A 26943-nucleotide genomic window follows, 5' to 3' on the forward strand; every position below is an offset into this window, starting at 1 on the left:
ATGGATAGTAAAAGCTCAAAAGCCTTGGGAACCCTCTTGCGTTATTTGTTCTATCTTGTTGGCTCCATTGTTTTGATCCTGCCGTTTTTCTGGATGGCCAGTACCACCTTTAAGATGGATAATGAGATTTTTACCAATCCGGTTAAATGGCTGCCGTCCACCCTGTATATGGGTAATATCATACGTGCTTTGGAAATTATGCCAATCACACGTTATATGCTGAATACGGCATTAATGGCCGTCTTGAAGATTTTGGGCGAGGTTTTTGTATCCGCATTGGTGGCCTATGGCTTTGCACGGTATAATTTTAAGGGACGAAATCTGATTTTCATGATTTTGCTGGCAACGATGATGCTGCCTTATGAGGTTACTATGATTCCCACTTTTATTATGTGGTCGAAATTAGGTTTATCGGATGGTTATGTACCTCTTATTTTACCGGCCTTCTGCGGTTCGGCATCCTTTATCTTCTTCCTGAGAATGTATTTTTCAACCTTTCCAAAGGAACTGGAGGAGGCTATGATGATTGACGGAGCAAACAGGTTTCAGATATTTACCCGGATGTATATTCCGCTTAGCAAAGCTGCTTTAATTACAATTACGCTCTGGTCTTTTATGGGTACCTGGAACGACCTGCTGGGACAGTTAATCTATATCAACGATACGGACTGGTATACGGTACAATTGGGACTGGCATCCTTTAGCAATATGACCGGCGAGACCCTGTGGGGGCCGCTGATGGCTGCATCACTTTTGGTTTTAATTCCCGTATTCGTGATCTTCTTATTTGCACAGAAATATTTTGTGGAAGGAGTTAAGATGACGGGTATCAAGGGATAAAACAATATATCACAACGACAATATGAGGAGGAAACAGTTATGAAAAAATGGAAGAAAGTTTTATGCGCGGCAATGGCGGCAGCAATGGCACTGTCTATGACAGCATGCAGTAAGGGAAACGGAAATCAAAACCTTTACTTCTATGACAAAACCGCAGATGATGTGTCAGCGTGGAAACCGATGGAAACACCATCCGAAGAAGGAGGCGGCTCCGGCTCTGTTACAAAGGGTGATAAGGCGGCGGTGATTCAAGCGGCATTTGACGGTTGGGGCGGTATCCAGTCAGAAAAAATCACACTTGATTTAACAAAAGAACCGGTTCTCATGATTCAGGTAAAGGAGAATGCGGACGGCTTTAAATGGGGTGCCAAATTTGTTCCTTCCGATCCGGTAATCAGCGACCATGAGTGGGGCTTCTATCTCATTGAAGATACCAATTTCAAGTATAACAATTATGCCGCGGTTGATTTAAAGGCAAAGCTGGGACAGGATTTTATTGATGCTTATGGTGATAAAGTAGAGGGTGTTCTCTGGATTTATGCAGCAGGAAGCCCGGATGCTACGGTAGAAATTTCATCCGTCAAGATGTTCAATCAAAAATAATCAACCAATATGGGAGAATTGCTATGTTAAAGCATAAGTATATTCTTGCGGGTTTCCTTAAGACTGCCGTCCTTATGGCGGCAGTCTGCTCCGTCCTTGTGACGGCAGCCTGCCAGGCTAACCGGAAAGGAATACAAGCGGAGAATGGATATAATAAAAATTTAAGCCGTATTGCTGAATATGGGCCGATGGACTTGAAGAGCTACCGATTTGTTGACTATAAGGGGATGGCCCTGGATTTTGACCGTCTCGTTTTTGATTATGATGCGGTTGGGGAATACCTCCCTCTGATCTGGGAGGATAAGACCTATGAATCCTTTGGCTTGCCCGCGTATGTCGGTGATGACAGGCGCTTTAAGGACGGGGCGCAGGAAGCAGTTACTTGTATTGCGGCTGTTTTGAGTGCATCCCTAAACGGAATAGATAAATCAAACAGCCAGGGCCATAATTATGTACGTATGCTGAATGCATTTTATAACGAGGAAGAGAAGGTTATTCTGAATAATCCTTCCGGCAGTTCGGCAGCAACATCCATGTGGTATCTTTTATATCCGGCTATTCTGTATGTGCAGACCTCTTCCCTGTATCCCAATGAAAAACAGATGGCGGAGAATGCCGCCAATACGGTGAACAGTTGGTATGAAGCTTATGAAATCATGTATGGGGATGGCAGCGATCCGGATTTTGACTACACCGGATTTGATTTTATGAAAAAGGAGCCTTATCATAATAATATCTGGAGTGAACCGGATTGTGCTGTCGGTATCGCCTGGCTGATGGACTATGCCTATGATCTGACCGGCGAGGATAAATATTTTACAGCAATGAAAAATTGTCTGGATTATATCGAAGAGTATTTTGGCGGCCCTTTATATGAGGTTTTACAATATTTCGGACCATTTCTGAGTGCGAAAACGAACGCTCTCCATGGAACCAACTACGATATGAACCAAGCCTTTGGAAGGGTATTTGACGGTTCCTCCATTCCGAGAGGCGGTTGGGGATCGATACGCGGTACATGGGGTGATTATGATATTTCCGGCTTATTTGGAAGCGTAACGGACCGGGGCGGCTATGCATTTGCCATGAACAGCTTTGCAGCTACGAGCGCTGTAATACCCGCAGCCAAATATGATACCAGATATGCGAGAGCAATCGGTGACTGGATTCTGCGTGTGACACAGAACGCCCGTTATTTCTTTGCAGATGAAACAAAGCAGGAGAATCAGTCCACCGGCTATCTTGACAATAAGAGCACTATTCCTGAGCTTATCAAGAGTACCATACCGTATGAAGGCATCATTCACAGCTATAACGGGAAGACGCCCTGGTTTGGCGGTGATCCCACGATCAACGGGTGGGCGGAAACTGATTTTTCTCTTTACAGCGGAGCTCATATCGGTATTCTGGCATCACGGATATCCCGGACGGATCAGGAAGGAATTCTGAAAATAGATCTTTCCGAGCACCCAATGAAAGAGGAACTGAAGTTTTATTTGCTGTATAATCCTTATTCCGAATATAAAAAAGTAACCTATGAGGTGACAAGCGAAGCTCCGGTTGATCTGTATAACACGGTTATAAACGAATATCTGGTGAAAGCGGTTACGAAAGAAGCTTCTATCAGCATACCTGCAAAAGAAGCGGCGGTAATCGTTGAAATACCGGCAGGCACCCAGCTTAGGAACGAGAACGGGACGGTCTATGCAGGCAAGGAATTTATAGCAGCGGGCTTATGCAGCGTGGCAATTGAGAATTTGAAACAGAACCAGTCGGTATCCGGTAAATTTGATTTTGAGATTAAGCTTTACAGTAATCAGGCGGATGAAATAACGGAAGCGATTCTAAGCATTGCAGGTGAAGAAATTTCCTTTCAAGATAAAATAACAATCAATACAAAAGATTACGGCAGCGGCAATAAAAATCTGCAGGTACGGATTAGAACAAAAAACGGACAGACTGATACGGCAATGATCCGTTTGTATTTTGAGTAATTAAGCCGGCTTATTCTTATAAAGGAATGAAATAAACTGTAATAGTCCAGCCCGCAGCAGGGTGGAATTGTTACAGCAAAATGATACTGGGAGAGACATATGGAGACAAAACGAAGCTGTGATGAGCTTTTAAAGGAATATCGAAACAACAGAAAAGTAATATCCACTCATAGAATTCAATTTTACTTAGGTGAAAATGATGACAGGGATGTATACAATATCAGCGCACCTTTTCAATGGAATGGTGAAACCTTAATTGCCGGACGGGTTGAAGCAAGAGACAGTGAGGTGTCTGAAACTGTTTTTTTTGAGGAGAAGGATGGCAGGTGGGTGAAAAAAGAAGGATATCCGGTATTAAAGCTGCAGGACCCTTTTATTACAAAGCATGGCGGTGAAATCCTTGTGGGAGGAGTCGAAATCTATGATGACCCGGAATGCAGCGGACACTTAGCCTATCGGACCGTCTTTTACAAAGGGAAAACAATCCGGGAGCTGGAACGCTTTGCGCAAGGTCCGGAGCGGATGAAGGATATCCGTTTACTTTCCATCAGTGACCATGATATATGGGTCTTTACCAGGCCGCAGGGTATGATTGGAGGAAGGGGCAAGATTGCCTTTACCCATATATCGGACCTCAGTCAGTTAAATGTGGAAAACATCCGGAAGGCGGAGGTCTTGGAAGACCAGTTTTATGAGGAAGAGTGGGGCGGTTCCAATGAACTTCACTTATTAAGGAATGGCAAGGTCGGAGTTTTATCCCATATCGCTAAATTTGATGAGCAGGGAAACCGGCATTATTATTCCTCCTGTTTTTGCTTTGATTTAAATACCGGGGAATATTCCCCGATGAAAATCATTGCTGCAAGAGAGGATTTTGAGAAGGGCGATGCCAAAAGGCCCGATTTAATAGATGTAATTTTTAGCGGAGGAATGATCCGAAAACCGGGCGGACTCGCAGAGCTGTATTGTGGTGTCAGCGATGCACAGGGGCATGTGATTGAGATTCCTGACCCCTTTTCCGAATATGAGGAGACTTTATTTCAATGAATAAAATGAACAGATGTACTGATAACCCGTTGATTACACCGGCAGATATTAAGCCAAGTAATGAGCACTTAAAAGTGGAGGGTGTGTTTAATTGCGGAGTAACAAAATATAACGATGAAGTAATGCTTTTATGCAGGGTAGCAGAGAGCGTAAAGGATGTCCCTCAGAATGAGGTTAGAATCCCTGTTATCAAAAAGAGAGAGGGAAAAGATGTTATAGATATTGTTACAATTGTGAAGGAGAATCACCCGGAATATGATTTTAGCGATAACCGGACAATTAGCCGGATCGATGCGAATGGCATCAGCAAGGCGATTTATTTAACCTCGTTATCACACCTGCGTATTGCAAGATCAAAGGATGGAATTCACTTTACTGTGGATGAGCAGCCCTGCCTCCTGCCTCAGGCGGATGAGGAGGGCTGGGGGATGGAAGATCCCAGGATTACTAAGCTTATGGATACTTACTATATATCATATACTGCAGTTTCAGAAAACGGTGCCAAAACAGCCTTAGTATCCACCAGGGATTTTAAGACATTTAAACGCCATGGAATTATATTTGCACCTGAAAATAAGGATGTCACCATTTTTCCTGAAATGTTTGACGGGATGTATCTGGCGTTTAACAGGCCGGTACCTTATGGGATCGGATATCCTGATATGTGGATGGCAAAATCCCCGGATCTCATTCATTGGGGCGGGCAAAAGCATTTTTACGGAATATCGGAAGATGGCTGGGAAAATGGAAGAATTGGCGGCGGAGCGGTACCTTTTCTGACGGAAAGAGGCTGGATTAAAATCTATCATGCGGCAGATAAGCAAAACAGGTATTGCCTGGGAGCATTTCTGCTGGACACCGGGGAGCCGTCCAAAATATTGGCAAAATCGGCTGAACCAATACTGGAGCCTGAGGAATGGTATGAGAAGGAAGGCTTCTTTCCCAATGTCGTATTCACATGTGGTTGCATTTTTGAAAATGGTATGGTAAGTATATACTATGGTGCGGCAGATGATAAAATATGCCGTGCCGACATCTCCCTGGAGGATATTTATGGATCGCTGCAAGTATTTTAAGTACACACAAAGAGCTTCGGAGACTGCGTATGAAGAATAAAGTTACCATGAAAGAAATCGCGGATAAATTGAATCTATCGATTAATGCGGTTTCCTTAGTATTAAACGATAAGTCCGGAATCAGTGAAAAGACCAGAAGCCTGGTCTTAAAGACAGCCGATGAGATGGGGTATATAGACCAAACCTCAAAATATAAGAAAACCTTCTCCAGTAAGAACCTGGCGGTATTAATCAAGCGTATTTATTTTAAAGATATGCATTTCTATTCAAGGATACTTCTCGGACTGGAACAGGAAGCGAAGAAAAATAATTATGATATCCTGATATCTGTCTTAGATGACAATGAAATTCCCAATTGCATCGAAAACAGAAAGACAGCAGGTATTTTCATCGTGGGCAAGGTCGAGACCGAATACCTGATGAAGGTCAAGCAATATGGCATACCTGTGATACTTGTGGATACCACCTCTTCTATTGAGGAAACAGACAGTGTTATGACGGATAACCGGTTGGGCGGCTACCAGGCAATCCGCTACCTGATTCAGAAAGGTTATCGTAAAATCGGTTTTTTCGGGGACTTGGGCTATACGGTAAGTGTCCGGGAACGTTATTGGGGTTATCTTGAAGCAATAAAGCATATGCCGGGAATTGACGATTATTTTGAGGCCTCCGAATACTCCGAGCAGTATTCGGTAGTAGCGGATATTGAGCAGGATATATTAAATAATGATACGGCAAAAATTATCGAACGTGTCAAAAGCGTAAAAAAGATGCCGGAGGTTTTTTTCTGTTCCAATGACAATGCGGCAATCCTGCTCTGCAATTCATTAAGGCATTTAAATTACCGTATACCGGAGGATATAAGTGTTATGGGTTTTGATGATGTAGACTTAAGTAACATGGTTATACCAAAGCTTACAACAATCCGTGTAAATAAAGAAATGATAGGAAGCAGGGCGATCCAGTTGTTTATCTGGAGGCTGGAGCATAAGAACGATCCTCCGGAAAAGGTGTTAATCAGTACGGAAGTGATAGAACGGGATTCTGTTGGCAGCATCTAATTCCGGGATTCTTGTAGTCAAAGGTTCCCGGTTTATCCTCCATGCCTGGTACCGCACCGGTTCCCGGCATCAGGGGAGATTTTTCAATCAGAATAAATACTTTGGTCAGCTTCTTTTCTGGAGAAGCTGTTTTTTTGTCTGGGATTTTGGATTGTATTTGTTCTGGAAAGATTTTATAATAGTGGCATAAGGGCCTGCGGTCATAAAGTTCTCAGGTCTTCTTTTGGTATGTAAGTTATAGATCAAAAAAATAGTATGGATTTTTATGAAAAAGTAGTAGAATAATAGATACAACTTTAAAAAGTATTTGGAGCATAGGAGAGATTGTGTTTAAAGGAGGATGGGCTATGGTTGATTATACGGAAGGATCCGGCAAGCAATACCATGTTCAGCTGGGACCCGAAGATGTGGGAAAATATGTTATACTGCCGGGAGACCCCAAGCGGTGTGAAAAGATAGCAGTACATTTTAAGGATGCGAAGCTCATTGCAGACAGCAGGGAATATATTACTTATACCGGTTATCTTGACGGAGTGAAGGTCAGTGTTACTTCAACTGGAATTGGGGGGCCGTCGGCTTCCATTGCGCTGGAGGAGCTGGTGCGGTGCGGGGCGGACACCTTTATCCGTGTGGGTACCTGCGGCGGAATGCAGGAGAATATCATGGGAGGCGATCTGGTGATTGCCAACGGGGCCATCCGTATGGAAGGAACCAGCAAGGAATATGCTCCCATTGAGTTTCCTGCGGTTCCTGACGTGCATGTTCTGAACGCGCTGATGAATGCGGCCAGAGAGAGCGGGGTTCCTTATCATGTGGGAGTTGTGCAATGCAAGGATGCCTTCTATGGCCAGCATGAACCTGAGACCAAACCGGTCAGCTATGAGCTGCAGAATAAATGGGAAGCCTGGATTCGCTGCGGATGCCTGGCTTCGGAGATGGAATCCGCCGCCCTGTTCGTAGCAGGAAGCTATCTGAGGGTCAGGGTGGGCTCTGTATTTCTTGTGATTGCCAATCAGGAGCGTGCCAAGAAGGGACTGAGCAATCCCCAGGTTCATGATACCGATCTTGCTATTGTGACAGCAGTTAATGCAATTAGAAAATTAATTCAACAAGACAGCGGGTGCAGATAAAGTAAAACAGGAGGGAAAGAGATGTATCAATATAAAAGAATTTTTACAATTGTAATTGATTCTCTGGGAATCGGAGCCGCGGAGGATGCCGCGGCCTACGGCGATGCCGGTACGGATACCCTGGGCCATATTTCAGAGGCGGTGGCGGAATTCCATATCCCCAATCTTCAGAAGCTGGGGCTGGCGAACCTCCATCCCTTGAAGCAGGTTGCGCCTGTGAGCCGGCCCATGGGATATTATATGCCCATGTCGGAAGCCAGCGCAGGGAAGGATACCATGACCGGACATTGGGAGCTCATGGGCCTGAAAACCGAAAAACCCTTTCAGACCTTTACTGACACCGGATTTCCCAAAGAATTGATTGAAGAGCTGGAGAGGCGTACCGGAAGAAGAGTGATCGGCAATAAAAGTGCCAGCGGAACGGAAATTCTGGAGGAGATGGGGGAGGAGGAGATCCGGACGGGAGCCATGATTGTCTATACCTCGGCAGATTCTGTTCTTCAGATCTGCGGAAATGAGGAGACTCTTGGCTTGGAGGAGCTGTACCGCTGCTGCGAAATCGCCAGGGAATTGACCCTGAGGGATGAGTGGAAGGTGGGACGGGTTATAGCAAGACCCTATACCGGCAAGAAGCGGGGAGAATTCGTACGAACCAGCAATCGGCATGATTATGCCCTGAAGCCCTTTGGAAAGACTGCCCTGGACGCCTTGAAGGAGAATGGGTACAGTGTGATTTCCATTGGGAAGATTAAAGATATCTTTGACGGGGAAGGGATTACGGAAGCCTATCAATCCAAAAGCTCCGTTCATGGAATGGAACAGACCCTGGAAGTGGCGGAGAAGGATTTTACCGGGCTGTGTTTTGTGAATTTGGTTGATTTCGATGCGCTCTGGGGGCATAGAAGGAACCCTGTGGGTTATGCAGAGGAGCTGGAGAAGTTCGATTTGAACCTGGGACTGCTGCTGGATAAACTAAAGCCTTCGGATTTGCTCATTATTACGGCGGATCATGGCAATGATCCCACCCATACCGGAACGGATCATACCAGAGAGAGGGTGCCTTTTATTGCTTATTCCCCCTCCATGAAAAAGAGCGGCGCCATGGAAGAAGCCCCTGCCTTTGCAGCCGTGGGGGCTACGATTGCGGATAATTTTAATATCGGGATGCCGGAAGGAACCATTGGCACCTCCGTGCTGAAGCAGCTGGCTTAATTAAATGGTCAAAATAGGCCAGGCGATTCTTAATGACGGGCAGGGTTTTTTGTGCTAAAATGAAGGTGCAAGGGTTGCAATTCAGAGGAGAGACCGCGATATGATTAATACCTCAGAACAGTATAGAATACAGGAATATATCCAGGGAACCGAGAGCAGTGAGATCTATAAGGCCATAGATTCCCTGACGGGTGAGCCCGTAATCTTAAAAACAATTAACACAGAGACCATGAGCCCCAAGGCGCTGGCAAAGCTTCGAAATGAATACAATATCCTGCAAAAGCTGAAGAGCGGCTATGTTCCCAGGGCGATTGATTTTGTGAAGCTGGATCAGACATTTTTTCTGGTGATGGAATACTGTGGAGGGGTTTCTCTATCCCAATATATCAAAGAGCGCAGAATGTCCGTCAAGGAGTTTCTGCATCTTGCAATCGAGATTGTGGGCGGCCTTTCCGAGATTCATAAGGCGGGCATTATACACAAGGATCTGACCCCCTCCAATATAATTTATAATCCCCGGACGAGGAAGATTACAATTGTTGATTTTGGCATATCGGCGGAATTTTCCTTCGAGAAGCCTTTGATGGTTGATCCGTCAGCTTCGGAGGGGACTTTATTCTATATTTCACCGGAACAGACAGGAAGAATGAATTGTCCTGTTGATTTTCGCACGGATTTTTATTCCCTGGGTATTACCCTTTTCGAAATGCTTTGCGGACGCCGTCCGTTTGATTCCGCAAGCCCGGCAGAGCTGATTTACGATCATGTGGCAAGAGTTCCTCTGGCAGCCAGAATGGTCAACCCCGAGGTTCCGGAGATGCTGTCCCGGATGATTTTCAAGCTTATGACTAAGATGCCGGAGAACCGATACCTTAGTACGGAAGGCATTCTTTTTGATTTAAAGAAATGCCTGGCTTATTATGACGAAATTTATGAAATACCGGAGTTTCAGATGGGACTTGGCGATTATTATGACCGGATTGAGATACCCCATAAGCTCTACGGCCGGGAAGAGGAGACCGTAGTTCTGGAGGAAGCCTATCATAGTATTTTGAAAGGCGGAAGATGTGCTGTCTTCATCAGCGGGCAGTCCGGAGTCGGGAAGACCTCCCTGGTAGGAGAGGTTTATAAGCATGTTCTGGAATCAAACGGAATTATGATTAGCGGTAAGTTTGACCAATATCATAGGGATATCCCGTATTATGCTCTTTTTCAGTTGGTTGGAAACTATTGCGATGCCATTCTTTCGGAAAATGAGAATACCATTGCCATCTGGAGAAAATGTATCTCTGAGGCGCTTGGTCAGGACGCTGTCCTGCTGGTTGATAAGGTTCCCCGGTTAGCGCTGATTATCGGACAGCCCCAGCCCTTGCCGGAGCTGTCGCCTGTTGAGGCGGGCATAAGATTCAAGGCAGCGGTGCAAAGAATGCTGGCAGCGGTTGCGTCCCCTCTGCAGCCGGTGGTTATCTTTATTGACGATATTCATCTCGCCAATTCCGAGTCCATGGATATTCTGGGAGAAATCATGAGCAATGAAGACATCAGCGGTCTGATGCTGGTGGCCTGTTACCGGGATAATGAGGTTGACAGCGGTCATCCGGTGAATCTCAGTCTGAAGCGGATGAAACAGCGGGAAATCAATGTGCGCCATCTTTCCCTGTCAGGGCTCACTCTTTCCGCGGTTACCCGGATGCTCTCCGATACGTTAAACAGCAGTACGGATAAGGTTATGGAGCTGGCCGGAATTGTTTACAGCAAGACACATGGAAATCCATTTTACATAAAACAGTTTTTGATGCTTTGTCACCGGGACGGGATGATTCGTCTTGGAGGACCGGGCAGGGATTGGAGCTGGGATTTGGATGCTATAAAGGTCTGTCCCGCCAAAGAGAATGTGATTGATTTTCTCACCAGGAATACGGATCAGCTTTCCAAGGAAACGGTAAGCCTTCTTTCGATTGGGGCGTGCGGCGGTCAGAGCTTTTCCACCGGTTTTCTGGCCGGTATATCGGGCATGGAGCAGGAGGAGATATCCCGCCTGCTGAAGCCGGCTGTGACTATCGAGGTGATTTATCCGATACAGAATGATGATGGGGATAGCGCATGGATTCGGTTTCAATTTGCTCACGATAGATTCCAGCAGCTGTTCTATACGATACTGCCGGAGGACAGAAGATCTGATATTCATTACGCCCTGGCAAAATGCTATGAGGAGGCCCGGGACTGTACCGGAGGGAACGAGGACATACAGTTCTACATGGCTGACAATTACGCCAAAGCCTTTGAACGCATCTCTCCGGCAAAGGAAAAGAAACGTGTTGCCGGGATTCTCCTGAAGGCTGCCCGTGCCGCAACCCTCCTGGCTTCTTATGATATGGCGGCCCGGTATCTGGAGCAGATTATTGGCTTCCTGGAGCAAGCGGCAGATAATGAGGATGCTTTGCAGGCAGAAGAGGAATTTATTTTTTCGGTTTATGCGGCATACCATCTGGTGCTTTGCGGTCTGTCCCGCTATGAAGAGGCGGATGAGATTTACCGGCAGCTTCAAAGGCTTACCGCTGCCCCTGTTGATCTTACCGAAAGCTGCTGCCTGCAGGCGGTAAGCCTGTCAAATCGTGGGAGATACCGGGATGCTTTCTTCCTTGGCATCGGGCTGCTGGAAACACTGGGGGTACATTTCCCCGAAGAGGATCTGTATCCCACCACCCTGGCTGAAATTGAAGAATACTACGCGGAATTCAGAGGAAGAAATTACGAGGGAACCCTAGCGGAAGATAAAAAGGAGTTTGCAATCGCCAGAATTCTTAACCGGATCGTGGCGGCCAGCTTTTTCTGCGATCCCCTTTATTCCTCGTGGACGATTATTACCAGCGCCAGAAGGAGCCTGGTATATGGTTATACTCCGGACGGGCTGCAGCTGTATGCCAGTCTGATGCATGTTCTGGTACCATTTCGGAACGATTATAAGAGAGCCTATGAGGCTGCCTGTGCGGCTAAGAGAGTGGCGGAGCGGGGGGGATACAAGAATGAGCTGTATAGGGTATACCATGTATTTTCCTTGTTTACCTGTCATTGGTTCGAGGATCTGAAGAACAGCATCCCTTATGCGCGCGAATCCTTTAAGGGGAATGTGACCGCAGGTGATTTCGAATTTGCCTGCTACAGTTATTTTACGACCCAGCAGGCCGTACTGGAGACGGGGCAGAGCATCGGAGAGCTTTTCTCAGAGAATGAGGCGGCCCTGGCTTTTGCTAAGAAAACAGGGAATCTCCATGGGCTCCAAAGCTATCTCAGCTATGCGCAGCTGTATAAAGCGCTGAAGGGGACGACAAATTCCTGGGGAAGCTTTGAGGACGATGGTTTCCGTGAGGAGGAGCACCTTGAGAATATACACACCAATCTCATGGCCCGGTGCTACTTTTATATTCTGCGGGCCCTGTCCGCCGCCATTTACCTGGATTACGACAAGGTATATGAACTGACGGAAGCGGCGGTGCCGGTGCTTCCGGCAATTACCGGCTTTTATCCCTTGGCCCTTCACAATTTTCTCCATTCCCTCTCCATCTGCAAACGGATGGAAAAGGAGGATTGCGGCAGTGAAGAGAGGAAGAGGCTTCATGAGGTGCTGGATCAAAACCAGAAATGGCTGCAGGAAAGAGCGGCGGATGCTCCCGGTAATTTTATGCACTTATACAGCGCTGTCAAAGCGGAATTAGCGGGCTTTGGCGGCAGCGCAATTGAATCGGTCATGCTCTATGAGAAAGCGATTCGGGAAGCGGAAATGAGCAGCAGACCCTACCATTATGCGATCATCTGTGAGCTGGCCGCCCAGCGTTTTCTAAAGCTCAACAGTCCGAAAACCGCAGCTAATTTTTTAAGAGAGGCATATGCAACATACCTTGCCTGGGATGCGGACGGAAAAGCCCGGCAGCTTAAGGAGAACAATGAGGGGCTGTTTCATGTAAGTGCCATTAGTAAAAGAAATCACGGCATCATGTCCCTGAGCGGCACTTCCGTGACCAGATCCAATATTGACTTCAATGCTCTGATCACTGCCTCCCAGGCGATTTCGGAAGAAATCAACCAGGAATCTATCCTGGAGAAGCTCATCCAGATTCTGCTGGAGGTTTCCGGGGCGCAGGATATTTATTATATAACGAAAAATGAAGAGGGCAGATTTATCATCCGTGCGGAAGGGCATTCGGAAGGCGGGAAGAAATGCAGTATAGAGGAACGTGCGGTGGAAACGGACTGTATCTCTCTGCGGATCTTGAATTACGCGGATAGGACCAGGGAAACGGTTGTACTGGATGATGCGTCGGTTTCCAATATGTTTAAGCTGAATGATTATGTCCTGGCCTGCGGCTCCAAGTCGATTCTGTGCATGCCGGTGATTAATAAGGGAGATTTGAAAGGCTTGCTGTATCTGGAAAATAAGCTGATTGAAGGAGCTTTTGACAAGAAGCGCCTGGAGGCTCTGACCACCATTGCCTCCCAGCTGGCAATTTCTCTAGAAAATGCTTATCTCTACAGCAATCTCAAGTTTCTGGTAGACAATAAGACGAAGGAGTTGAGGGAAGAGATCGGAATTCGTAAGCTTGCCGAGAAGCGCCTTCAGCACATGGCAAACCATGACAGTCTGACGAATCTGCCTAACCGGCGGATGTTCCAGAATTTTCTGGAGCACTCCCTGGAGGCGGCGTCTTATGATAAAAGTATTATTGCGGTTTTGTTCGTCGATCTGGACGGCTTCAAGTCGGTGAATGACTATTATGGGCATGAGAAGGGTGATCTTGTTCTGGTTACGATTGCCGAAAGGCTGCTGGATACCATCAGAGGCTGTGATATGGTCTCCAGGCTGGGGGGAGATGAGTTCATTCTGGTAATCGAGAATGTGAAAAGCAAAAACGCAATTGAAAAGCTGTGCCAGCGAATTATTGATACCATTGGCGAACCCATTCAAATTGATGAGGATGGAACGAAGGTAGTGGTCACTTCCAGCATAGGCATCTGCCTGTCGAAGCAGAACGGAAGTAAGGTGGAAGAGTTGATCAGCAATTCCGACCGGGCTATGTATGTCGCAAAAGAAAGGGGTAAGAATCAATATAGTTTTTACTATTAATTTATGAATGCAATATGCCGAAATAATCACCAGAGAACGGATTTTCTAATATTTTTTCAAGGAGGAAAACAATATGAATGAGATCAATTACTGGGATTATTCTTCGACAGCTGGCTATCCAAATGCCGGGGCCGCGGATAGTGTCCCGGGGCCGGAAGCGAAGGCTGCCGCCCGCAAGGAAGCGCAGGAGCGGCTGGAAGAGAAGAGGCAAATCACAATCATCGCCAGTTCCATTGATGAGCTGCTGAAGAAGATACAGGATTATGAGATGGAGGCTTGGGCTGACCAGGTGCGGACGGAGGATGAGAAAGCAATAGGGCGGACGGTGGATTATAAGATATAGGGAAAGCTTAGAAGACTATCCATTTGATGAAAAGTGGATAGTCTATCTTTAAATGAGGGGAGATTTTATGAAGAAGACAGATTTAAGCGGCAGATGGGAGTTCTGCCTGGATGGGGAGAAGAAAGGGATTGAGAAGGGATATTATGGAATCCGCCTGGCGGATAATATTCTTCTGCCGGGGACCGTTTCTGAGGCGGGGAAGGGGATACCTTCCCAGGAGGAACAGATCGGCTGTCTGACCGATCCGTATTTGTTTGAAGGATATGCCTGGTATTCCAGGGAGATCGAGTTTGAAGGAGAACAGGCGGAAGAAGTGTATCTGGTCCTGGAAAGAACCAGAATCTCACATGTCTGGCTGGGAAATCAGTATATGGGAAGCAATAACAGCTTGTGTACGGCTCACCGTTATCGTCTCACTCCCTATGCGGCGGGAAAGAAGAAGCTTACCATCATGATTGATAACACTTCCTATCCGGTCAAGGGAGGGCATATGACCTCTCCTGATACCCAGACGAACTGGAACGGGATCACAGGGGAATTCTATCTTGAGGAATGCAGCCGAATTCGTCTGACAGGAGTGCAGATCTATCCTGACGCTGCCGGAAAGCGGATTAATACGAGGGTTAAGCTGTGCGGCACGGCCCATGGCATTCTGACAGCCTGGGTTACGGATGGGGAGCGGATCTTTCCCCAGAGGGAATATACTCTGGAGGAGGGAGAGAACAATTTTTTCTATGATATGGATGAAACGGCCATAGCCTGGAGCGAACATACACCCCATTTATATCAACTGCAGTTATCCCTGCATAGCGACAGGGGGCTGGAGGAGAACAGCAGCCATTCCTTTGGCCTGCGGGATTTTAAAGCGGCCGGCAGATATTTTGAGATCAATGGAGTTCGTACCTTCCTGAGGGGCAAGCACGATGGAATGATCTTCCCGCTGACCGGATATGCGCCTGCCGACACGGAGAGCTGGCTGAAGGTTATGACGATGGCAAAGCAGTATGGCATCAATCATTATCGCTTTCATACCTGCTGCCCGCCGGAAGCGGCCTTTGCCGCGGCAGATCAGCTGGGCATCTATATGGAGCCGGAGCTGCCCTTCTGGGGAACCGTAACCCGGGAGGGAGAGGAGGGGCATGATGCACAGGCCCAGCAATATCTCATCGATGAGGGCTTCCGTATTCTGGATGAGTTTGGAAATCACCCTTCCTTTGTTATGATGTCCTTGGGAAATGAACTTTGGGGAAGCAGGGAACGGCTGGATGAAATCCTTCTGGGATACCGCCGCCATGATTCGAGACATCTGTATACCCAGGGCTCCAACAATTTTCAATTTATGCCCTGTATTCTTGAAAATGAGGATTTTTACTGCGGTGTGCGTTTTTCCAGAGACAGGCTGTTCCGGGGTTCCTATGCGATGTGCGATGCTCCCCAGGGACATATTCAGACGAAGGCGCCGGATACGGTCTATAATTATGACCAGATGATCCGGCCGGGCATCCGGGGAGAAAATCCTGCGGCGGATATGCCGGTAAAGGCTTCTATGGCAGGAGGAGAGGTGGAGATCCAGTATGGCACAGGAATTAAAACCGTAAAGGCAGAGGCGGTTGAGGAACTGCTTCCTGAGATACCGGTGGTGTCCCATGAAATAGGACAGTATGCCATGTATCCTGATTTTTCAGAAATTGCTAAGTATACCGGAGTATTGAAGGCACGGAATCTGGAAGTATTCCAAAGGAGACTGGAGGAGAAGAAGCTGCTCTTTATGGCAGATGATTTCTTCCGGGCATCAGGAAGATTTGCCGCAGAATGCTATAAGGCAGAGCTGGAAACCGCCTTGAGAAGTAAAGAGCTGGCGGGTTTTCAGATACTGGATCTTCAGGACTTTACCGGCCAGGGGACAGCGCTGGTCGGCATCTTGAATTCCTTTATGGAGAGCAAGGGAATCCTGCCGGACCGTGAATGGAGGCAGTTCTGCTCCGATGGAGTTCTCCTGGCGGAATTGCCGGGAATGGTGCATGCCGCCGGAGAGAAGATACGGGTCGGTATGAAGCTGACTGTTTTTCGGCGGGAGAAAATCAGGAATCCGAAGGTGGTGCTGTCCCTTTCTGATGAGGAGGGAGAGCTTCTGACCCAGGTGAATCAGGAACAGGGAGAATATTTTGGAGGAGTATTTCAGTTGAGTGACTTCCTTCTGGAATTACCTGTAAGGAAGCGTCCCGAAAGGCTGGAGCTGAAGCTTTCTCTGGAGGGTACAGAGATTTGTAACTGCTATACACTATGGACTTACCCCAAGGATTTGCCAAAAAGCCCATCTGATCCGGCAGTAGGGACGGGGGAACAGGAAGAGGTTCTGATCACCGGGAACACAGGGGCGGCATGTCAGGGGCTCCGGCAGGGCAGGAAAGTGCTGCTGTACCCGGAAAAGCTCAGGGATGGAAACTCCCTTCCGGGAACCTATTGTACAGATTTCTGGTGCTACCCGATGTTTCGCTCCATCTCCGAAGGCATGAAAAAACCGGTTCCGGTGGGAACCCATGGTCTTTTCATCCATAAAGAAAAACCGGTATTCGAATATTTTCCCGTGCGGGAATATACTACCCCGCAGTGGTATGACATCGTTACCGGTTCCAGAGCTCTGATTCTGGATGAATATAATATTAAGCCGCTGGTTTGGTCCATTGATAATTTTGAACGCAACCATCGGTTGGGAAATCTGCTGGAACTGAGGGTGGGCAGCGGCAGGCTGTTGATCTGTACCAGGGATTTGCGGGGGCTTCCCGGCAGCCTCCCTGCCAGATGGCTGGAATACAGCATCCTTCGTTATATGAGCTCCGCGGACTTTAATCCGGAGGCGGAGCTGGGGGAGGAAGAATTGCTGGATATTCTAAACAGATGAACCGGCGGGAGCTGTTATTCCATGGAACTGCCGGCACTGTCTCCGGCAGGAATGATACCGGAATCCGTTGTTGATTGCGATGCGTATTCTGACAGCAGCGGATTGGCTTCCTGATCATCCTGCCGAAGCTTTTGTTCCCGTGCTTCCTTCTTAAGCTGCCGTTGCTCGTCCGTCTTTGCTTATATCCCTTATGCCAAAATATTATCATATGTTCCAAAATATTGCAATCAAACATAATATTAATTTCTAAGCCGGATACTGGTTATGATCTCTCCCTATTTTCTCATGGCTCGCATAGAATTTAAAATCGCAATTACTGTAACGCCCACATCACCGAACACTGCTTCCCACATTGTTGCATATCCTGCCGCTGCCAGAAGAAGGATGACAACCTTTACTCCAATGGCAAAGAGGATATTCTGCCAGACGATGGCTTTTGTCTTACGGGCTGTTTCAATGGCGGATACAATTTTGGAGGGCTCGTCGGTCATCAGGACTACATCGGCGGCTTCAATGGCTGCGTCGGAACCCAGGGCACCCATGGCAATTCCGATATCGGCTCTTGCCAGCACCGGTGCATCATTAATTCCGTCACCTACAAATACCAGCTTACCCTTCCCTGTTTTACTCTTCTCCAGCGCTTCCAGCTGTTCTACCTTCTGGTGGGGGAGCAGTTCCGTATACGCTGCATCCAGGCCGATCTCGCGTGCAATTGCCTCACCCACGGCCTTGCTGTCACCGGTAAGCATCGCCAGCCGCCTGACACCCAGTCTCTTCAGTTCCTGCGCAGCCTTTTTTGAGTCCGGTTTCAATTCATCGGAGATTACAATGCAGCCGGCGTAGGTCCCGTCCACGGCCAGATACACTATGCTGCCCAGGGCATTGGCAGGAGTCCAGGCAATATGCTCCGAATCCAGGAGCTTTCCGTTTCCGGCCAGTACGGTTCTTCCATCCAGAGAGACCCGCAGTCCCAGTCCCGGCAACTCCTCCTGGTGAGTAAGCCTTCCGGAATTGATTTCCCGACCGTATTCCTTTTGGATGGACAGGGCAATGGGATGATTGGAGAAGCTTTCCGCATGGGCGGCCACAGCCAGCAATTCTTCCTGTGTCCAGCCGTTTGCACCGGCAACGGAGGTTACCTGGAAGCTTCCCTTCGTCAGCGTTCCTGTCTTGTCAAATACAATGGTATCGATATGATTCAACGCCTCCAGATAATTGCTTCCTTTTACCAGAATTCCGTTTCTGGACGCACCGCCGATTCCTCCGAAAAAACCCAGGGGAATGGAGATTACCAGTGCACAGGGGCAGGAAACCACAAGAAAAGCCAGGGCCCGGTAGATCCAGTCACTGAAAAGGGCGCCGGGGATCAGAAGCGGCGGAAGGACGGCAAGAGACAGGGCGGCAAAGGTTACGACAGGAGTGTAGTATCTGGCAAACTTAGTAATAAAATTTTCGGTAGGGGCTTTTTTGCTGCTGGCGTTTTGAACCAGGTCAAGTATTTTGGTAATGGTGGATTCCCCGAACTCCCTGGAGACCTCAATTGTCAGCACACCGTTTGTATTAATGGAACCGGACAGCACCTCGCTGCCGGGACCAACATCACGGGGAAGGGCCTCTCCGGTGAGGGCGGAGGTATCCAGAGCGGAGCTGCCTTCTATGACGCGGCCGTCCAGCGGGATTTTCTCGCCGGGCTTGACCAGAATCAGATCACCGATGCTGACTTCCTCGGGAGAAACACGGCGGATATCATTACCCGCCTTCCGATTGGCAAAATCGGGACGGATATCCATGAGGGAAGAGATAGACTTACGAGAGCGGTTGACCGCCAGCTTCTGGATCTCTTCACCAATCTGATAGAAGAGCATTACCGCAACACCTTCCGGATACTCGCCAATTGCAAAAGCGCCTATGGTTGCGATACTCATAAGAAAGTTCTCGTCAAATATCTGACCCCTGGATATATTTTTCAACGCCCGGAGCACAACTTCGCCTCCCGCCAGAAGATAGGCGGCAAGAAAGAGGATCAGATCATACGGCGAAGCAAAATCAAATATGGAACCAATAACAAAGAGCGCCGCTCCGGCAATCAGGCTGAGACGGCCGCCCCATAATTCCAGCGCGGTCCGGGTGTTCTTGGAAGGGGACTGATTTGCGTAGGAGATTTGTATGGAAGGCTCGATTTCCGCTGCAATCTGGGAAGCCTGGCGCAGAATTGCGGGCAGATCCTTGCGGTCGGCTGCTTCGATGATCAGCTTTTGTGAAACAAAATCCAGGGATACCGTGCGGACACCCTGGATGCGGCTGACCTGGGAATCGATTTTCCGCGCGCAGTCCGCGCAGTGCAGGCCAAGAAGATACAGGACTTTTGTGCCGGACTGTACGGTCTCTTTCTCGGTCATATTGATCTGGGAATCATGCCGTTTGATAATGGCATCTGCCTGGGCCGCAAGACTGTTTTCCAAGGTATGGTCGGCAAGCTCCATGGTAAGGGTTTTCGATACGAAATCAACAGCGGCAGAGGAGACGCCGTCCAGCTTGTTAATATCCCGTTCGATTTTGGCGGCGCAGTTACCGCAGCAGAGCCCTTCCAGGATATATTGTTTTTTGATTGAAGCCATAATTATGCTCTCCTTTATTGAATAAGATGAAACCAGATGCGATATTATTCACAAACATGAAGCAAGCCCTGATCGAATATGGACTTGACATGGTCATCGGCCATAGAATAATATACGACCTTCCCATCCCTGCGGTACTTCACCAACTTGGCCTGTTTCAGAATCCGGAGCTGATGTGAAATAGAAGACTTGGTCATACCCAGAAGGACTGCGATATCGCAGACGCACATCTCCGCCCGGAACAGGGCGCAGAGAATCTTCACACGGGTAGAATCGCTGAATACCTTGAATATGTCGGACAGATCCAGCAGAATGTCATCGTCAGGCATATGCTCCCGGACATCATTGACAACATCCTCATGAATCATATTGCAGTCGCATCGATCAAAATCGGCAGTATAAGCACACATTGTAAGTCCCTCCATTATAAGAATATTTCATAAATAAAATACACAGTTGAATGATTGAATTGTTGTTCAACTGTATTCTAAAATATAACTTCAATATTGTCAAGAACGATTTAAACTGATTTATGAAATATTTACTTATGATCGGTAATGTGTTATCATTAAATATAGTTAATTGCGGATTTTAAGCTATGTCTCCCCCCTTTAATTCATTAACCACACAGGATAAAACAATATTGATGAACAGGAGAGCTGCAGATGGAGATAACAGAAGAATTCTATAACTCAGTGATTGATAATATGATGAATGGGTTTGCCTATCACAGCATTATAACGGATAACGACGGCAACCCCATTGATTATCGATACATTCAAGTAAATCGGGCATTTGAGGAATTTACAGGTTTGAGGCGGGAAGATATCCTTGGCAGGACGCTCCGTGAGTTTATGCCCTCCATCGATCACGATTCCCTCAGCTGGGTTAAATTTTTTGGAGAGGTTGCCTTAAGCGGGAACCCTAATGTTACCGAGCAATACTCCCAGGCCTTTGACAGGTGGTATTCTGTCAGTGCCTTTTGTCCTCAGATAGGATATTTTATTGCGGTGTTTGTCGATATTACGGAGCTGAAGGAGCAGGCACATAAGCTGCAGATGAAGCATCAGGAGCTGAGGAAGGTATATAAAGGGCAATCGCAGCTCTATCGGGAGCTGCAGGAGAAAAATGAACAGCTGCTTGCCGCCCAGAAGGAAATAGAGAGAAATGAACGCCGCCTGAGTAAGGCCCAGCAGATCGCACATGTGGGCAACTGGGAGGTGGATTTGGCGACGGGCCGGTTCTGGGCCTCCGACGAGACACGGCGTATCTATGAGATTGACGGACCCCGGCGGGATATTGATTTTAAGGAAGTGATTGAAAACTATGCGGGACAGAATCCGGATGAACTCAGGGAATATGTGAGAAGCTTCCTGGAGGAAGGTGTCGGCTCTGATATGAAGGTAGAGATCCGTACGGTCAAAGGTACGGTTAAACATATTCATTCCCTGCTGGAGACGGAGAAGGATGCCCAGGGAAAGCACACCCGCATTCTTGGTGTGGTAAGGGACATTACCAAGGATGTGGCGGATGAGCTGGAGCTGAAGAATAAGAACGATGAATTGAGCTCGCTTTATGAGGAGCTTCTTGCCTCCGAGGAGGAGCTGAGGCAGCAAAATGACGAGCTGCTCCAGAAGAAGGAAGAAATCACGGCCCTTTATGAGGAGCTGTTATCCCAGGAGGAAGAGCTCCGAAGCAATTATAGCCAGTTAAATGACAGCATGGCCCGTTTGAATAAGATGGAGGAGACCAACAAGCTCATCATTGAGGCAACCTCGGAGGGCGTATGGCAATATGACATAGCGGAGGACAGATATACCATTTCCAGCCAGTTTGCCGAGGGGCTTGGATACCGGGCGGAGGATTTCCCCAGTATCTATTACCTGGATCGTATCATTCATCCCGAGGACAGGGAATATTCCAGTCAGGTTCTTTCCGCTTATCTGTCCGGTAAAGCGCCTAAATATGAGGTGGAATTCCGGTTTGTCTGCAAGGATGGCTCCCACCGGTGGGTTAAGTCCTCCGGTAAGGTATTAAGAGACACGAAGGGAAAGCCTTATTTGATGGCCGGTTCCTTTATTGATATTACCAGGATAAAGGAGCAGCAAAGCAAATTGGAGCATCTGGCTTACCATGATATGCTGACGGATCTGCCCAACCGGACTCTATTTTTGAAGGAAATGGAGCAGGCCCAGTTAAGGGCGGACAGGGAAAAGCAAAAGCTGGCCGTTATTTATATGGATCTGGATAATTTTAAAGATGTCAATGATATGCTGGGACACAGCACCGGTGACCGGCTTCTTCAGATTATGGCGGACCGGCTTCGGGAACTTGTTTCAGGACAGGAGATAGTGACCAGGCTGGGAGGGGATGAATTTGCCATCCTTCTTGTTGATATTAACAGTGAGCAGGAAGTCTATCATTACTGCCTCAGAATGAAAGAAAGTGTGTTAAAGCCTTTTGAGTTCAATGGCTATCGCTTGAATATCAGCCCGAGCATGGGAGTTGTCATGTATCCCGACATCACGGGCAGCAGTGAGGATCTGCTGAAGAACGCCGATGTGGCAATGTACCGTGCCAAGAATATGGGAAAGAATAATATTCAGTTTTACCGAAACAGCATACGTACGGATATTTTAAAACGAATGACCATAGAGAGCCATCTGAGGGAGGCTCTGCACCAGGAGCGTTTTACCTTGAATTACCAGCCCCAGATCTGTCTGAAAAGCGGAAAAATCAGGGGCTTTGAGGCTTTGGTCCGGTGGACGGATGAGGAATTGGGAGTGCTTTCCCCGGCTGAATTCATTCCTATTGCAGAGGGAAGCGGTCTGATTGTACCCATGGGGGAATGGATTCTGTATGAAGCCTGCCGCCAGGCTAAGGAGTTCTGCTGCTATGGCGTTGATTTTCTGATCTCGGTTAATATTTCGGCAATTCAGTTAAAGCAGACGGATTTTGTCCATAAGGTAAAGAAGATTCTCAATGCGACCGGGCTTCCCGCGCGGCATTTGGAGCTGGAAGTGACCGAGACCATGATGATCAGCTCCTTTGATTCCAGTATTATCATGCTGGAGGAGCTTCGGGGGCTGGGGATCAAGATATCTCTGGATGACTTTGGGACAGGCTACTCCTCTCTGAGTTATTTGAAAAAGCTTCCCATTGATGTCCTTAAGATAGACAGGAGCTTCATCCACGATCTGGACAGCGAACAGTTTAAGAATGCAATTACCGGTGCGATTATTTCCCTGGTACATGAGCTGGATATTGAGGTGATTGCAGAGGGAGTGGAGACTGGCAAGCAGCTGGAGTACCTGCATCAGTGCGGCTGTGACAGTATCCAGGGGTATCTTATGAGCAAGCCTGTGCCGGCCTGGAATGTCCCCGCCTTATTTGAACGGGATTTTGCCAAAGAGCTTGGGATCAAGGAAGCGGAACAGCCATGAAGGGTCGGAAGAAGCTGGTAGTCGGTATTTTAGCCCATGTAGATGCAGGGAAGACAACCCTGGCGGAAGCCATACTTTATCGGACGGGAAGTATTCGCAGATTGGGCAGGGTTGATCATGGCAATACCTTTTTAGACACCCATAATCTGGAACGGGCCCGGGGAATCACCATTTTTTCGAAGCAGGCGGTATTTAAGCAGGCCGACTTGGAAGCAACCCTGCTGGATACGCCCGGTCATGTGGATTTTTCTGCGGAGATGGAGAGAACTCTGCAGGTGCTGGATTATGCAATTCTGGTCATCAGCGGGAGCGATGGGGTACAGGGGCATACGGAAACCTTATGGAAGCTTCTGGCCAGGTATCAGGTGCCGGTCTTTCTGTTCATCAATAAGATGGATCTGGAAGGGACGGACAGAGCCGCTCTGATGGCGGAGCTGAAGAAGCGTCTCAGTGACGGATGCGTTGATTTCAGCGAAGGACAGGATGAAACGCAGTTTCAGGAGAACCTTGCGGTCTCCGATGAAGGGCTGCTGGAAGAATATATGGAAACAGGGAAGATGGAACCCGCAGCTGTGGCGAAGGTGATCCGGAGGCGGGGGATATTTCCCTGTTATTTTGGTTCGGCTCTCCGGCAGGAGGGGATACAGGATTTCTTGGACGGCCTGGCACGGTATACGCAGAAGCCTCCGCAAAGGGATGAATTTGGTGCCAAGGTATATAAAATTATGAGGGATGAGCAGGGAAACCGTTTAACCCTTATGAAGATCACCGGAGGAAGCCTCAGGGTAAAGATGCTGCTGACCAACCGCAGGGAGGACGCGGCCCATGCTACGTTCGGCGGAAAGGAAGATGAGGTATGGGAGGAAAAGCCGGATCAGATACGGATTTATTCCGGTGCCAGGTATGAGGCGGTGGATCAGGCGGAAGCCGGAACACTATGTGCGGTTACCGGACTGAGTAAAACCTATCCGGGTCAGGGACTGGGAATGGAAGCCGGCTCCGATCTTCCGGTGCTGGAGCCGGTGCTGGGCTATCATATACTGCCTCCGCCGGATTGTGATGCCCATACATTGCTGTTGAAATTGCGTCAGCTGGAGGAAGAGGATCCCCAGCTGCACGTGGTGTGGTCCGAGCAGTTAAAGGAGATCCATGTACAGCTGATGGGCGAGGTACAGGTTGAAATTCTGAAAAACCTCATATCAGAGCGTTTTGGCATTACGGTGGAATTCGGAGAAGGAAGGGTTGTCTATAAGGAGACCATTGCGGAGCCGGTGGAGGGCGTGGGGCATTTTGAACCGCTGCGTCATTATGCGGAGGTACACCTGCTTCTTGAACCGGGGGAGCCGGGATCGGGCCTGACCCTGGCCAGCCGCTGCAGTGAGGATGAACTGGACCGCAGCTGGCAGCGGCTGATTCTGACCCATCTGGAGGAGAAGGAGCACATCGGTGTACTGACCGGTTCTCCGGTCACAGATATGAAGATCACCCTGATTGCCGGACGGGCTCATCAGAAGCATACGGAAGGCGGAGATTTCAGGCAGGCAACCTACAGGGCGGTGCGCCAGGGGTTAAAGAAGGCAAAGAGCATCCTGCTGGAGCCCTATTACCGCTTCCGGCTGGAGATACCCTCGGAAACAGTGGGAAGAGCCATGTCGGATATCCAGCGGATGAACGGAACCTTCCTCCCTCCCGACGCGGACGGTGAGATGTCGGTGCTGACCGGGAGTGCTCCGGTTGCAGCCATGAGGAGCTATCATATTCAGGTGACAGCCTATACCAGGGGACGGGGAAGGCTTTTTTGCACCTTGAAAGGGTATGAGCCCTGTCATAACCAGGAGGAAGTAATCCGCACCATCGGCTATGACAGTGAACGGGATCTGGATAATCCCACCGGATCTGTGTTCTGCGCCCACGGTGCAGGCTTTACGGTTGCGTGGGACAGGGTGGAGGATTTCATGCATCTGGAAGGGGCCGGCTTAAGGTCTGTTTCGGAAAAGCAGGAGGCAGTAGCCGGACAGGCTGAAACAGCTGCTATCAGGAAGCGTGCTCATTATGAGATATCCCTGCAGCAGGATAAAGAGCTGGAAGAGATCTTTGTCCGGACGTTCGGCCCGATTAAGCAGCGGCTGGACCCCTCCAGGGGACGTCTTGGAGCGGAGAGAAGAAATCAGAGTACTTCCCCGCAGAAGCAAAAGGACAGTTCCGGCTCAGCAGGTGCTCCGGCGAAGGGGAACGGCGGAATACAGCAGGCCGCCCTGTCTGATAAAATGTCGGCGAAAGAATATCTGCTGGTAGACGGTTATAATATTATCTTCTCCTGGGAGGAACTGAGTGAGCTGGCAAAAGATAATATGGACGCCGCGAGAAATAAACTGATGGATATTCTCTGTAATTATCAGGGCTTTAAAAATTGCATCCTGATTCTGGTCTTCGACGCCTATAAGGTAAAGGGCGGAATTGGTGAGGTTCTGGCATATCACAATATTCATGTGGTATATACAAAGGAAGCCGAGACAGCGGACCAGTATATAGAAAGGGTGACCCATGAAATTGCGGATAAGCACCATGTGACGGTTGCAACCTCGGATGCCCTGGAGCAGATGATCATATTGGGGAAGGGAGCATTGAGGATGTCTGCCGCGGAGCTGAAGGAAGAGATCAAACGGATCGGGGATCAGATCAGAAGAGAATACCTGGACAGGCCCCGTACGGGACGGGCTTATCTCAGCGACCGGTTCACCGAAGAAATCAGAAATGAGCTGGATCAATCAGAGTAGAAGAAGCCGCTGGGGAAAATCAGTAAGGAGGTAGCAGAATGGAGTTACAGGAAGTCATGAATCAGCTTCAAGCCCTTGGGTCAGAGCGGACGAAGAAGCTATACATGGGGAACGGTGCAAAAGAGCCTGTCTTTGGAGTAAGCATAAGCGCTATGAAACCCCTGTTTAAGCAGTTGAGATTTAACCAGTCCATGGCGGAACAGCTCTATGCCACGGGAAATTATGATGCGATGTATCTGGCCGGCATGATTGCCGAACCGGATAAAATGACAGAGGAAGATTTTGAACGGTGGATTGCCGGAGCATATTTTTATATGATTTCAGATTATATCGTAGCCGTGACCCTCGCTGAGACAAGGATTGCTTTTTCCGTATCGGACCGGTGGATCGACAGCGGGAAGGAGCTGGCTATGTCGGCGGGGTGGAGCTGTTATGAATGGCTTCTGGGTACCCGAAAGGACAACGAATTTGACCGTGAGCATCTTCTGGAGCTGCTGATCCGGGCAGGACAGACTATTCACAGCCAGCCGGACAGGACAAAGTATGCTATGAATAATTTTGTGATTGCGGTTGGGGTATCCTATTTACCCCTGCATGAGGAAGCAAAAAAGATTGCCAAAGAGATAGGGGAGGTAACGATATACCGGGGGAAGACAAAGCTTGCGGTTAATCTGGCCGAAGCCGCTATTCAGAGGGAAGCGGAGAAAGGAAAGCTGGGGTTTAAGCGCAGGAATGTCCGATGCTGAGAAGCTACTTCAATTCATTGTTTTTTACA

The 26943-nt window shown here is 48.3% G+C and carries 16 protein-coding genes and 1 pseudogene; 14 read left to right on the forward strand and 3 right to left on the reverse strand.

What is annotated here, in order from left to right:
• The 11 genes from HNQ56_RS12595 to HNQ56_RS12645 all read left to right on the forward strand — a co-directional run bounded on the left by HNQ56_RS12595 (position 1) and on the right by HNQ56_RS12645 (position 17330).
• The gene (locus HNQ56_RS12595) at positions 1-840 is read left to right on the forward strand and encodes a carbohydrate ABC transporter permease (RefSeq protein WP_429146555.1); all 840 of its coding nucleotides are present in this window, start codon (positions 1-3) and stop codon (positions 838-840) included.
• Between the two features lie 39 nt (positions 841-879).
• The gene (locus tag HNQ56_RS12600) at positions 880-1443 is read left to right on the forward strand and encodes a hypothetical protein (protein ID WP_429146558.1); all 564 of its coding nucleotides are present in this window, start codon (positions 880-882) and stop codon (positions 1441-1443) included.
• Between the two features lie 23 nt (positions 1444-1466).
• Positions 1467-3437, forward strand: a complete 1971-nt coding sequence (locus HNQ56_RS12605; RefSeq protein ID WP_429146561.1) for a hypothetical protein — start codon at positions 1467-1469, stop codon at positions 3435-3437.
• Positions 3438-3536: 99 nt separating this feature from the next.
• Entirely contained in the window at positions 3537-4484 is a 948-nt protein-coding gene (locus HNQ56_RS12610) for a DUF1861 family protein (protein ID WP_429146564.1), read from the forward strand.
• Positions 4481-5560, forward strand: coding sequence for a glycoside hydrolase family 130 protein (locus HNQ56_RS12615; RefSeq protein WP_429146566.1), 1080 nt, complete (start codon positions 4481-4483; stop codon positions 5558-5560). The genes HNQ56_RS12610 and HNQ56_RS12615 overlap by 4 nt, the downstream gene beginning before the upstream one ends.
• A 29-nt stretch (positions 5561-5589) precedes the next feature.
• Complete coding sequence (locus HNQ56_RS12620) at positions 5590-6621, forward strand: LacI family DNA-binding transcriptional regulator (protein WP_429146569.1); 1032 nt, start codon at positions 5590-5592, stop codon at positions 6619-6621.
• A 347-nt stretch (positions 6622-6968) separates the two neighbouring features.
• Positions 6969-7751, forward strand: coding sequence for a uridine phosphorylase (udp, locus tag HNQ56_RS12625; protein WP_429146572.1), 783 nt, complete (start codon positions 6969-6971; stop codon positions 7749-7751).
• 21 nt (positions 7752-7772) lie between these two features.
• The gene (locus HNQ56_RS12630) at positions 7773-8963 is read left to right on the forward strand and encodes a phosphopentomutase (protein WP_429146575.1); all 1191 of its coding nucleotides are present in this window, start codon (positions 7773-7775) and stop codon (positions 8961-8963) included.
• 100 nt (positions 8964-9063) lie between these two features.
• On the forward strand, positions 9064-14085 hold the full coding sequence (locus tag HNQ56_RS12635; protein WP_429146578.1) for a diguanylate cyclase domain-containing protein: 5022 nt from the start codon (positions 9064-9066) through the stop codon (positions 14083-14085).
• A gap of 73 nt (positions 14086-14158) precedes the next feature.
• Positions 14159-14428 (forward strand): DUF6033 family protein, encoded by a 270-nt coding sequence (locus HNQ56_RS12640; RefSeq protein WP_429146581.1) that lies wholly within the window; start codon positions 14159-14161, stop codon positions 14426-14428.
• A 67-nt stretch (positions 14429-14495) separates the two neighbouring features.
• Positions 14496-17330, forward strand: a complete 2835-nt coding sequence (locus tag HNQ56_RS12645) for a glycoside hydrolase family 2 TIM barrel-domain containing protein (RefSeq protein ID WP_429146583.1) — start codon at positions 14496-14498, stop codon at positions 17328-17330.
• A 275-nt stretch (positions 17331-17605) separates the two neighbouring features.
• Here the strand turns inward: HNQ56_RS12645 and HNQ56_RS12650 are convergent, their stop codons facing one another.
• From HNQ56_RS12650 to HNQ56_RS12660, 3 genes and pseudogenes are all read right to left on the reverse strand, one after another.
• The gene (locus tag HNQ56_RS12650; protein ID WP_429147060.1) at positions 17606-19729 is read right to left on the reverse strand and encodes a heavy metal translocating P-type ATPase; all 2124 of its coding nucleotides are present in this window, start codon (positions 19727-19729) and stop codon (positions 17606-17608) included.
• Positions 19730-19816: 87 nt separating this feature from the next.
• Positions 19817-19948, reverse strand: a pseudogene (locus HNQ56_RS12655) (heavy-metal-associated domain-containing protein); the annotation flags it as partial.
• A 44-nt stretch (positions 19949-19992) separates the two neighbouring features.
• A complete protein-coding gene (locus HNQ56_RS12660) occupies positions 19993-20358 on the reverse strand; it encodes an ArsR/SmtB family transcription factor (RefSeq protein WP_429146586.1) in 366 nt (121 codons plus the stop codon).
• A gap of 255 nt (positions 20359-20613) precedes the next feature.
• Between HNQ56_RS12660 and HNQ56_RS12665 the strand changes: the two genes are divergently transcribed.
• The 3 genes from HNQ56_RS12665 to HNQ56_RS12675 are packed head-to-tail and all read left to right on the forward strand — an operon-like array spanning position 20614 to position 26914.
• On the forward strand, positions 20614-23391 hold the full coding sequence (locus HNQ56_RS12665; RefSeq protein WP_429146589.1) for an EAL domain-containing protein: 2778 nt from the start codon (positions 20614-20616) through the stop codon (positions 23389-23391).
• Complete coding sequence (locus HNQ56_RS12670) at positions 23388-26168, forward strand: NYN domain-containing protein (RefSeq protein WP_429146592.1); 2781 nt, start codon at positions 23388-23390, stop codon at positions 26166-26168. The genes HNQ56_RS12665 and HNQ56_RS12670 overlap by 4 nt, the downstream gene beginning before the upstream one ends.
• Before the next feature lie 38 nt (positions 26169-26206).
• Complete coding sequence (locus HNQ56_RS12675; RefSeq protein ID WP_429146595.1) at positions 26207-26914, forward strand: DNA alkylation repair protein; 708 nt, start codon at positions 26207-26209, stop codon at positions 26912-26914.
• Positions 26915-26943 lie beyond the last annotated feature (29 nt).

It is taken from the genome of Anaerotaenia torta, assembly GCF_050433395.1.
In the GTDB taxonomy this organism is placed as follows: Bacteria; Bacillota; Clostridia; order Lachnospirales; family Lachnospiraceae; genus Mobilitalea; species Mobilitalea torta.